Source organism: Gordonia sp. NPDC003950, from assembly GCF_053605205.1.
In genome coordinates this window covers 1-10946 of the sequence record NZ_JBSGIT010000046.1, presented here as the reverse complement: position 1 = coordinate 10946, position 10946 = coordinate 1, and the positions used below count along the sequence as shown (strand labels likewise).

The window sequence follows — 10946 nt, the reverse complement described above, 5'->3', positions numbered from 1 at the left end:
ACGAGTGAGGTGAGGACTTGACGGATATCGTCGGTCGTCTCGAACATCCCACCCCCACTTGATATCGAATATGTGTTCCATGGTACACGCGTGTGGCGCAGCTGTCGATGGCCACATGGGACCTGTGGAGAACAGGAGTGCGCCGGTCGGATTCGCCCGGTCAGGGGATCGCCGCGGACCATCCCTCGAGTGCGTGCAACGTATGGATCGCCGCGGTGCGTGTGAGTGAGATCGGCTCGGCTCCAACGACTCCGAGTGGTACCCGACGGAGGGTGTCGGACACCGGGCGGGCGCGATCACCGAGGCGGTCCAGCGCATTGGCGGCCTGCAGACGAATCCATCCGTCCGGGTGGCGGGCCATCGCGTCGGCGAGGTGCTGCAGGGCCCGGCGATCATTGACCACCATGACCAGTACTTCGGCGAGCATGAGGGAGACATGCGCCGAGGTCTCCGCGGCGAACGCGTCGCGAAGGTCGCCGGCGACCCGCGCACCGTGCGTGCCGAGCAGCCGGAATCCGCTTGCCGCCCAATAGTGCATCACCGCGTTGGGATGACGGAGAATCTGGTGAAAGACGGTCAGATTCATCGGGTTCCGGGTGATGGCGAGGCCGGCGAGGTGCGCGATCTCGGCGAGTGGGTAGGCCTGCGTCGATCTGCTGTTGACGTATCCCTCGATCGATGCGCTCTCCGGTATGAAGCCGTTGTCGTTGATCTCGAGCATGTGTGCGTCGAGCGCATCACGCAGTCGTGCAAGGACTTCCGCGTGCGCGGGACGCGCGGCGAGATTGGTCACCTCGTCGGGATCGTCGCGGATGTCGTAGAGTTCCTCGGCCGGTCGGCTCGTCCAGAACCGCGCGTGACGTTCGGGTAGTGTCCCGTGCTGATTGAGCGAGGCCCATTCCCGGTACCCGGCCTGCAGCCACATGAATTGCACGTGCTGGCCGTTGGGGACGTCCGGCATGTAGTTGCGGATGTAGCGAAATCGCTTGTCGCGCACCGTTCGGACGAAGTCGTAGCGTTCGTCCATCCGGTTGCGCATGCCGAAGGCGTACTGGGAGACGGCGAGCTCCGGCCCGCAGAAAGGGTCGCCGTCCATCCATTCGGGCAACGCGATGCCCGTGAGTGAGAGGACGGTCGGTGCGAGATCGGTGCTGACGCATACGGTGTCGTCGATGGTCGAACCGGGGTTTCCGGGTGCCAGGTGGGCGACATTCCGTCCGAATCGCGCGATGAGCGGGATCTTGAGTCCGCTGTCGTAGCAGAACCGTTTGGACCGGGGAAGGACCCCGCCGTGATCGCTGAAGTACAGGACGATGGTGTCGTCGGCGAGGCCGGCCTCCTCGAGTTCGCGTAGCCGGAAGGCGAGTTCGGAGTCCATCTGAGTGATCTGATTCAGATAGGTGGCCGCATCGTTGCGTGTGGTCGGGGTGTCCGGGTAGTAGTCGGGAATGCGGACATCGTCGGGCCGTGTCGGTCCACCGACGATGGGAGTCGGTGCCACGGCGTGGATTCCGGCGAGTTCGTGGAGGTAGGGCGCCGAGATGCCCGGGGGTGGCGACGGTGTCAGGAACGCCATCGACAACTCGTGGGTCATCGTCGGGTTGAAGACCGCGTAGAACGGTGCGCCTGCGGGCCGGTTGCGCCAATGTGCCTGGGGGGACGACTCATCCCAGGTGCGATCGAGATCAAGGCCGGCGGCGTTGTAGTCCTCCTTGGCGTTGTTGGTGCAGTAGTACCCGGCGTCGCGCAGGTATTGGGTCCACCCCGCGCCGTGGAGTTCGGTGGGAAGATCGCCGTCGGCGCGCATGTGGTTGGCGGGCGCGCACCGCTCCGGCGCGACACCGGTGATCATTGCGAACCGGGATGGTGCGCAGACCGGGGCGGCGGAGAAGGCGTTGGCCCACCGAATGCCGCTGGCGGCAAGCGCGTCGATCGTCGGGGTGTGTGCGCGTCCGCCGTAGACGGCGAGATGCTGGGCTCCACAGTCCTCGCTCACCAGGACGAGAATGTTCGGCCTGCCGATCGGGCTCGCCTGCGCCGGTCCCACCGGCGCCATGGCCGCGGCGACACCCGCGGTCAGGCCACCGGCGACGACCTGGCGACGGCTGAACGGTCGTGTCCGAGCGGACTCCGTCGCGAGCGATGGGCCGTGGGTCTGGCGGTGCATGTGCAGAGCATGGCAGGGCCGTTTGTTCCGAGCAGTGTTTCGAGACGTGTTGGGCCGAAGTCGCCTCCGTCTGTGCCGGTGGGGGTCCTGTCCGTCGTCTCGCGTCGCACGTCGTCGACGACGGCGGTGAAATTTGTTCCTTCAGAAGCCGCTGGGTCAGAGTTTGTGCCGATCGAGGAACGACTCGATGGCCGAGGCGAACACCTGGTTGTCGTCGCCGGCGACCATGTGGCCCGCCGCGCTGACGTCGGCGACCTCGGCGTGCGGTACCAGGGCGCGCATGCTGGCGATACCCGCATCGCTGACCACGTCCGACTTGCCGCCGCGCACGATCAACGTCGGTACCGTGACCCGACGCGCGGCGGCACTCAGACGTGCCGGGTCGGTGTGACGGCGCGGTTCGTCGTCGTCGGACACGATGAACTCGGGGTCCCAATGCCAGTACCAGCGGCCGTCGTCGTGTTGCCGCACGTTCTTGCGGAGGCCGTCGAGGTTGCGGGGCCGCTTGCGTTCCGGGTTGTAGGCGGCGATCGCGTCGGCGACCTCGTCGAGCGTGGCGAACCCGCCGACGTGGTCGGTCATGAACTTCTTGATCCGATCGACGCCGGCCGGCTCGATATCGACCACGACATCCACCAGCACCAGCGCCGTGGCGATTCCGGGATTCTCGCCGACCGTGCACAGACTGGTGATGCCACCGAGTGAGGCGCCCACCAGAATCGGGGGTGCATCGAGCGTCTTGACGAACCCGACCAGGTCACCGACGAATGCGCCGATCGCATAGTCCTTGTCGGGAGCCCAGTCACTGTCACCGTGTCCACGCAGGTCAAGGCTGTAGACCTCGTACCCCCGCTGCGCGAGCGCGGCTGCGCTGCGATCCCACGAATGCCGGGTCTGCCCGCCCCCGTGTAACAGAACGATGGGCGAGGGGTGATCGGCGGACCGCTCACCGAGCCACCGGTCACCGCTGATGCGCAAACCGGATACATCGACGGAAAAGTCTTGTGCACCAATGGTCGCCATTCATCGAGCATAGGTGATGAGGGGTCGCCGGCAGAACGATGCTCGAGACGATCATGACGACGGATGGCGGGCCGACGTGAGTGATGGCGCCACAATCGGTTTGGGGCTCTCGATCCGCTCAAACGTCGGTGTGCGCGGCCGCGAGGCCCGCGATTACGCGTCCCGGTTGTTGCGGAACTCGATAAGGGCGGACCTTATCCCGGTGTGGATGAAGTCGTTTCCCTTCCAGAGGAGCGGAAGGTTGCGCTGGATGGCCAGCGCGTAAGAGAAGCAGTCCCCGAAGTTCAGCTGGGCAGGATGACCCATCCCCTTACCGAAGTCCCGGAATGCCTGGCGGGCAATGTCGCCCTGTGTCTTGTCGGTGTCCACCACATCGACACCGTTCACATCGAGGATGCGATCGAGTCTCCGACCGGCCTCCGGGATCTTCTTCGTATCAACGACGATGCAGCATTCGAGGTACGTGGGGACCGACATCAGCGGCTGGTGATCAGCGAGGACTTCTGCGTAATCACGAGCATCGGGCTCAGCGGCGATGATGGCGATGATGGCGGAGGTATCGACCACGATCACGCCGGCATCCCGGAGTCGTCGTACAGGGTCGCAGTGGGGTCGTCGCCGGGGTCGAGTCCCAGCAGGTGCCCTAGTTCTGCGCCTTCTCGGAGGGTCGTCTCGACGGCATCGGCGGCCTTGAGTTTGCGTAGTCGTTCCTCGACCGCGCGTAGTACCGCTGTCTCCTGCGATTCGCCCGTCAGCTGGACGATCTCCTTCACCACAGAGTGCGTGTGGTCGTTCTTGATGTTCATGGCCATGCGGTACCTACCTACGTGATCTTGGTACCAAGCTACTACGGTCGCGGCCACCGGGGCTCTGCGAAAACCGGCCCGAGGAGGTGGCCGTCAGCGGTTGCGACGCCAGATCTCCGTCGACAGCAGTGTGGCGAATGCGCACCACGCCGGATACGCGGCCAGCGCTACCCCCGCGGTGCTGTCAGTCTGCGCGGTCCGCCGGGTGAGGTCGGCGCTGCTCGCGGTCAGCAACCCGGCGGCCAGCGCGGCCGGTCCGAGCTTGTGAGCGCCGAAGAACAGCCAGCTCCAGCCGGCGTTGAGTGCAAGGTTCGTGCCGAGCGCCACGGCGAACTGGCGCGCTTCGTCGTCGCGGGCGTCGTCGTGCAGACGGTCCAGGGTGGCGGCCGAAGTGAGTGCGATGTCGGCGTAGAGCGTCGTCCAGGCCAGCGGGAACACGACCGGAGGTGGAGTGAAAGGCGGCTTGCTCAGCGTCGGATACCAGTTCTCCACAGCGGATTTCGATGCCACGCTCCCGACGACGGCAGCAGCGGCGGTGGACGCTCCGGTGGCGATGAGGGTTTTCAGGCGCATGGTTTCACCGTACGTCGGCGGAGTCGAGGCGCACGCGCCTCTGTGTCATCGCCGGGTGTCGATGACCGGTGTGAGGGTCACGTCCTGGACGATCTTGTCACTGGTCGCGATGGTCAGGCCACGCCGGGTCGCTTGGGCAACGATCATGCGGTCGAAGGGATCTCGGTGCTCCCAGTTGAGTTGCCCGGCGATCACCGCGTCGGCAGAGTCGATGGCAAGATCGCTTGCCGCCATGGCGTCCAGCGTGGCAGTCCAGGTCGACAGGACTGGTCCGGCATCGAGTCGACCCAGTCGGGTCTTGATGGCGATCTCCCACGCCGACGCCGCAGAGACATACAGTTCATGGGCCGGATTCTCGAGCACTTCGAGCGCGTGACTCCCGAGGCGGTCAGGGTTCTGCAGCAACCACAGGAATGCGTTGGTGTCGAGCAGGACCGCGGTCACGAAGCGGACCCCTCCCAGATGTCCAACTCGGCTTCGGGCAACGGGGCATCGAAATCGTCGGGAATCACGAGTCCGGGAAACTGGCCGAACGCGCGAGGCCGTGCAGCGGTGGGGGAGACCACGGCCACCGCACGCCCATGGTTGGTAATCGTGACCGGTTCGCCGGTCCGCTCGACCTCGGCGAGGAGCGCGTTGAGACGCGCCTTGGCCTCGGTGCTGCTGACGGTCTTCATGGGCTCACAGTACACCGGTCGGACTAGTCTGAATAGTCATATTCGTCCAGTCTGGCTGCGTGGAGGTGCGACGCCATCTGACCAGGCCGCGCTCACCGGATGGCCGAAGCATCCGAATACCCGGTCGTGTCGGAACCGCCGCACGGTGAACCGCTGGGCCGGCTAGGAGAGCTCTGCGCGCAGAATGTGGGCTCCCTGGGCGAGCGCGACCATCTTGTCCCGTGCGACACGTCGGGCGAGCGGTGCCATCCCGCAGTTCCCGCTGGCCCAGAGCTTGTCTTTGTCGACGTAGGGGAGTGCGCTGCGCAGTGTCGCCGCGACTTCCTCCGGCGTCTCGATGGTGTCGTCGGCGACGTCGATCGCGCCCAGCATGACCGTCTTGCCGCGAAGCAGTTCGATGACCTCGACAGGTACTCGCGATTTGTGACTCTCCAGCGACACGATGTCGATCGATGACCGTTGTAGGAGGGGGAATGACTCTTCGTACTGGCGCCACTCGGCTCCCAGCGTCGCCTTCCAATCGGTGTTGGCCTTGATGCCGTAGCCGTAACAGATGTGTACGGCGGTCTGGCAACTCAACCCGTCGGTCACGCGCTCGAGCGCCGCGACGCCCCAGTCCTTCAGTTCGTCGAAGAACACGTTGAATGCGGGCTCGTCGATCTGGATGACGTCGACACCGGCTGCTTCCAGGTCCTTCGCTTCTTGGTTCAAGATGGTGGCGAATTCCCACGCCAGCTTTTCGCGACTCTTGTAGTGGGCGTCGTAGAGCGTATCGACCATTGTCATCGGGCCGGGCAGCGCCCATTTGATCGGCTGATCGGTCGCTGCTCGAAGATGCGCCGCATCCGCTGCGAACACCGGCTTTTCGCGACTCACCGCGCCGACGACCGTCGGGACGCTCGCGTCGTAGCGGTCACGGATTCGCACGGTCTCGCGCCGTTCGAAGTCGACGCCACTGAGGTGCTCGATGAACGTGGTCACGAAATGCTGACGCGTCTGTTCGCCATCGCTGATGATGTCGAGCCCGGCACGGCTCTGCTCGTGCGCGGCGAGCGTCTGGGCGTCGAGTTTTCCATCGCGCAGTTCGTCGTCGTGCAACTTCCATGGCGACCAAAGCTTCTCGGGCTCCGAGAGCCACGAGGGCTTGGGCAGACTGCCGACGATCGTGGCGGGCAGGAGTGTGTCCATCTCTCGTTCCTTACGGTCTCGCGTGGTCAGGCCGGTTGCTTGGTGGCCCAACGCTCCAGGACATGGCCGTACGGCTGCATGAGACTCACTTCGGTGAACTTTCCCTGTGTGGTGGCGAGCTGAGTGCGCTCGACACGGTCGTAGGTCACCAGCGGAAGCGAGTAGTTGCCGTTGTCGAGACTCGGCCGGTACACCTCCGACGCCGCAGTGTTCGCGTTGTAGATCTCGGGACGATAGATCTTCTGGAACGTCTCCATCGTCGCGACCGTTCCCGCGAGCGCGATGAACGAGTAGTCGTTGAGTAGATCGCCGCGGTGGTAGAAGGCCAACGGAGCCGCGGAGCCCGGAGGCATGAAGTAGCGCACCGTGAGGCCCATCTTCCCGAAGTACTCATCGGTGAGCGATAGCGCGTCCGCCTCGTACTCCACGCCGAGGATCGGGTGGCGATTGGTGAGCCTGGTGTAGGTCCGCGACGTCGAGACACTGATGCAGATGACCGGCGCCTGTGAGAACCGGTCGCGGTACTCGTCGGATTCCAGGAAACGTTGAAAGACCTGACCGTGCAGATCGCCGAAGTCGTTGGGGATTCCTGTCGCCTGGTGTCCCGGGAGCCGGACGCTGAAATCGTAGTCACGGATGTAGGAGGAAAAGTTGTTCCCGACGATCCCTTCGGTGCGGGCGCCCGTGGTGGTGTCGAGGATGTCGACGTCGAGCACTTCGATCACCGGGAAGGCGGCGTCGTCCCCGACTGTCGTGAGATGCAGATCCACCGAGACGATGTCGAGTTCGAGTTCGTAGCGGTCACCACGCGGATTGTCCCAATGGAGGAGCTCGTTGACACGGGTGTTCATCATCGACACCGCGTTGCGCAGGTTCTGCGGACGGTCTTCTCCGCGTGCGAGATTCGCGAAGTTCGTCGTGCCGCGCGAGTTGCTCGACGGGGTGTAGTCCTCGTCGAAGCGCGTCGTGCCGATGCTGAAGACACATTCATTTCTCATGCTCTGATGCCCCTATCACTGCGCAGGAGTGATTCCACGTGCGCGTCGTCGCGCGGTTCTCTGCTTGAGTTTCATAGCGCTTCGAAATCGAGCTCGCGATGGTCGAGGGTCAATCGAACGGACCCGACGACACCTGGGAGTCAGTAGTCCGAAGCGGCGCGAAAGTCAGTGTATGGAGACCGGCCGCGATAGCCTAATTCCTTCTTTCGATCGCCAGGCATAGGCATTGGCTATGTCAGCAGATCGACTCCGAACTCCGAGACGACATCGCGCATCTCCGCCACGAAACGCTGCGCCTGAGCGGTCAACGAGACCGAGGCATGGCCGATCCACCCGATCTCGATGCGTTCGTCCACGTCGAGCGCAACGGCGACGATCGACGGATCCAGATCGTCAGAGATGATGCCCGTCGAGATGGTGTAACCGCCGAGGCCGATCATCAGGTTGAAAATGGTTGCTCGATCGCTCACGCGGATCTCTTGCTTCGACGATCGCGTCGAGAGAATCTCCTCGGCGAGGTAGAACGAGTTGTTCACGCCCTGGTCGAACGTGAGCCGGGGCAGGTCCTCGAGGTCCTTCAGCGTCACGCTCTCTCTCCCTGCGAGGGGGTTCGTACGGGCGATGAAGATGTGCGGTGACGCGAAGAACAGCGGCGTGAAGACGAGCCCGGCTTCGCGGATCAGCTTGTTGATCACGCTTGCGTTGAAGTCGTTGCGGTAGAGCACACCGACCTCGCTCCGCAGCGTACGAACATCCTCGATGATGTCCCACGTGCGGGTCTCGCGAAGACTGAACGCATACTCGGCGGCTTCAGAGGCTTTCACCATGCGCGCGAATGCATCTACGACGAATGAGTAGTGCTGAGTCGATACGGCCAGGAGTCGACGTGAGGGGCCGCGCCCCAGGTACTTCTGTTCCAGAAGTTCTGATTGCTCGACGACCTGCCGCGCGTACCCGAGGAACTCCGCTCCATCGTCGGTGAGAGTCACTCCCCGCGTCGAACGGACGAAGAGCGTACGTCCCAGCCGACCTTCAAGGTCCTTGAGCGCCGCGGACATGGTTGGCTGCGCCACATACAGCACGTCGGCCGCGGCACTGATCGATCCCTCCGCTGCCACCTCCACGAAGTAGCGCAACTGCTGCAGGGTGATTCCCCGCAGCGCTCCCGCGGTCTGCCGTGCCATGGCAAGAGACTATCGAGCCGCCGATCCAGGAAAAGCGTCCGCCAGTCCAGAAACGGACCGCGCGCGGCAGCAACGGTTGCCGCGCGCGGTGAAAGTCTGGACTGGTGAGCTGGGGAAACAGTGAATTTCTGGACTGGGATTTGGCGGAAAGTCTGGACTCGCTCGCAATACGGCTCTGACCTGCAATTTCCAGGCTCGCCGCGGTGCCCTGCCCCTGACCTGATCAAGAAGCGATATCCTCGATCGCCAGCGTGGCGAGGCGATCCGTCTTTGTCGCGTTCTTGAACAAGCTAGCGGTGTATCCGCCATACTCGGTCTCACCGCGCTCCGTAATGGTTGCTAGCACCTTCGCCGCCAGTTCGGGGACCTGCGATACGACTAGATCCCAATCGGTGGCAGGGTCTTCGATCCCGGACAGATCGAGTCTCGCGAATACGATGTGGGCGACTAGGCGATTTCCATGCACCGCGTATCCCCGCTCCCGGTTGTTAAGCCCGCTTTTCAGTTCGTCAAGTTTCGCGTCAACAGCGCGGAGAACCTTGACGGACCGCCACACCCGCAGGTAGGTGGTGCTGGGGTTGAATAGGGCCTTGTACGGAGCCTTCGATGTGTCATCCCACAGGCGACTCACCTCACGTTTCGCCTGGGTGGCGAACCCGGATGAGTGGACACATGCCAGGGCGATGGCGGCTTCGACGAACTCGCACCCTTTGCTGGGGTCTGGGCGTTGTTCACCGCTGCGGATCGCGTAAGTGAGGCCGTCGACCGAGAAGTCGTCGCGCAGACGCGCCTGTTCGGGATCGAGACCGACAAAGTCGCGGCCGCCGATCACGTTTTGGGTGTTGGTCGCGCGAGTCACGCGCTTGCCAAAGTCGTCGGGAGCAGATTCCAGTGAGATGAACCGCACCATGACTCGTAGTGCGTCGAGTTCCTCCTGCTTCCCCATCCGTAGTGCGCGGGCGAGAGTCCCCACGGTTTGTGCTCCGTTGACGATGCTGACGCCCTTGAGCCCGAACGTTCCCTGACGTCGCTCGGTGCCACCAGCGGGGGCTTTGTCAATCGACTCGCAAAGTGCTGTGACGCTGTTATTGAAGTACCAGAACCGCTCAGGAGATTCCTCGATCGTCTCCAAGACGGAAGCGTTGACCTCCGAGTTTGAGAGCACCAGCCGTACGTTTCGGTCGAACAGATGAGTTCCGTGGTCGCGTAGCCATGCTGCCACTTCCGCGCCGCCGACGTGGCCGTAGACCGCATCTGGGGGTCCTTCGAGCCTTCCCCAGTCCGATAACTCGACAGTGAGGTCGATTTGCGCTGAAAGGGTGTCGTCGACGAGAAGCTTGTAGATTGCGCCCTGGTTCAAGTAAGTGAACAACGCGACTTCGGTCGGGTCGTTAAGCGTTGCGATGTAGTCGTCCATATGACCGGATACCGCTGGCGCGACCTGCGGTGTCCCCATCGTCACGAAGATGACGTCGATGCGCAGGTCGGTGTTGAGTAGAGCGTTGTCCAGTTCTGCGACCCGCTTGGCCACCTTTTCATTGAAGCGCTCCCAATTCATGGTGACGAGGTCCGCTAGTCCCTTCTGAAACTTCATCATCTCGTCGAGTGTTGCGCCGCCACCGTTTCCGGCGTCTGTCCATTTCGACTGGACGAGATAGAGACGTGGAGGGTCCGAGTCGACGAACGCGATAGCGTCGACGCCGTTGTCGTCTGGTCCGTCGGTTACGCATGCGGCGGCGTCATCAGGGCCTAGACCAGCAACCTTTGTTAAGACGAATGCGGCGAGCGCCCGGGTCAGTCGGGCCTGCTCGACGAAGTCCGCACCATGCTTGTTCAGGTCGGATACGTCTATGTGTGGATACGTCGTGCTCTTCAGTCGACGCTTGATCTGCGCTACATGCAAGTCGCCCAAAACCAACTCCTCTTGTTACGTCTAACTCTATGGGAGAGGTCATCGCGCGCCGACGGGACCGGTGCCGTGGAATCAGATGTCCCGATCTAACCAGCGAATGATGTTCGCCAGAATGGTCACCGAGTCTGCGGCATTTCGGCTTCCCTGTGTGTTCTTCCCGATGAGTTCTTCACGCTATGGTGTTGACCGTCTCTGGGTGTGACGACGACCGGGTGGGGGTTCGTCGTTGAGGGTGCCGATCAGGTGTTGGTGCGCGGGTTGGAGTTGACTCTGGACGAACGTGTCCAAGTGGCTGCGAGAGATATCAGATCGCGTGAGCGGTAGTGGCGTGTCCCCCGTGAACCGGTCCGGGCTGTTCTAGAGTCCTGATTGCCCTGATGAGGGCGGAGAAGGGACGATAGGGATCATGGCAGGACGG

11 protein-coding genes are annotated in these 10946 nt (G+C 63.2%); all 11 read right to left on the bottom strand.

All coding sequences use genetic code 11. The features are described 5' to 3' along the window. Nucleotides 1–160: 160 nt before the first annotated feature. Entirely contained in the window at nt 161–2167 is a 2007-nt protein-coding gene (locus ACWETB_RS23585) for a sulfatase-like hydrolase/transferase (protein WP_452214008.1), read from the bottom strand. Nucleotides 2168–2323: 156 nt separating this feature from the next. Beyond that, nucleotides 2324–3190 carry an alpha/beta fold hydrolase gene (locus ACWETB_RS23580; RefSeq protein WP_348807313.1) on the bottom strand — a complete coding sequence of 289 codons (867 nt, stop codon included), beginning with the start codon at nt 3188–3190 and terminating at the stop codon, nt 2324–2326. A gap of 153 nt (nt 3191–3343) precedes the next feature. Next, complete coding sequence (locus ACWETB_RS23575) at nt 3344–3763, bottom strand: type II toxin-antitoxin system VapC family toxin (RefSeq protein WP_348809799.1); 420 nt, start codon at nt 3761–3763, stop codon at nt 3344–3346. Next, on the bottom strand, nt 3760–3996 hold the full coding sequence (locus ACWETB_RS23570) for a type II toxin-antitoxin system VapB family antitoxin (protein ID WP_348807311.1): 237 nt from the start codon (nt 3994–3996) through the stop codon (nt 3760–3762). Before ACWETB_RS23570 ends, ACWETB_RS23575 begins: the two co-directional genes overlap by 4 nt. A 93-nt stretch (nt 3997–4089) precedes the next feature. Further along, nucleotides 4090–4569 (bottom strand): TspO/MBR family protein, encoded by a 480-nt coding sequence (locus ACWETB_RS23565; protein ID WP_348807310.1) that lies wholly within the window; start codon nt 4567–4569, stop codon nt 4090–4092. 45 nt (nt 4570–4614) lie between these two features. Further along, nucleotides 4615–5013, bottom strand: coding sequence for a type II toxin-antitoxin system VapC family toxin (locus ACWETB_RS23560; protein WP_348807309.1), 399 nt, complete (start codon nt 5011–5013; stop codon nt 4615–4617). Continuing rightward, nucleotides 5010–5246, bottom strand: a complete 237-nt coding sequence (locus ACWETB_RS23555) for a type II toxin-antitoxin system Phd/YefM family antitoxin (RefSeq protein WP_348807308.1) — start codon at nt 5244–5246, stop codon at nt 5010–5012. Before ACWETB_RS23555 ends, ACWETB_RS23560 begins: the two co-directional genes overlap by 4 nt. Nucleotides 5247–5408: 162 nt before the next feature. Beyond that, nucleotides 5409–6434, bottom strand: a complete 1026-nt coding sequence (locus ACWETB_RS23550; RefSeq protein WP_449741722.1) for a methionine synthase — start codon at nt 6432–6434, stop codon at nt 5409–5411. A 26-nt stretch (nt 6435–6460) separates the two neighbouring features. Further along, complete coding sequence (locus ACWETB_RS23545) at nt 6461–7432, bottom strand: putative oxygenase MesX (RefSeq protein WP_452214004.1); 972 nt, start codon at nt 7430–7432, stop codon at nt 6461–6463. 230 nt (nt 7433–7662) lie between these two features. Next, nucleotides 7663–8616, bottom strand: a complete 954-nt coding sequence (locus ACWETB_RS23540; RefSeq protein ID WP_348809797.1) for a LysR family transcriptional regulator — start codon at nt 8614–8616, stop codon at nt 7663–7665. 223 nt (nt 8617–8839) lie between these two features. Beyond that, a complete protein-coding gene (locus ACWETB_RS23535; RefSeq protein WP_452214002.1) occupies nt 8840–10528 on the bottom strand; it encodes an AIPR family protein in 1689 nt (562 codons plus the stop codon). Between the last annotated feature and the right edge of the window lie 418 nt (nt 10529–10946).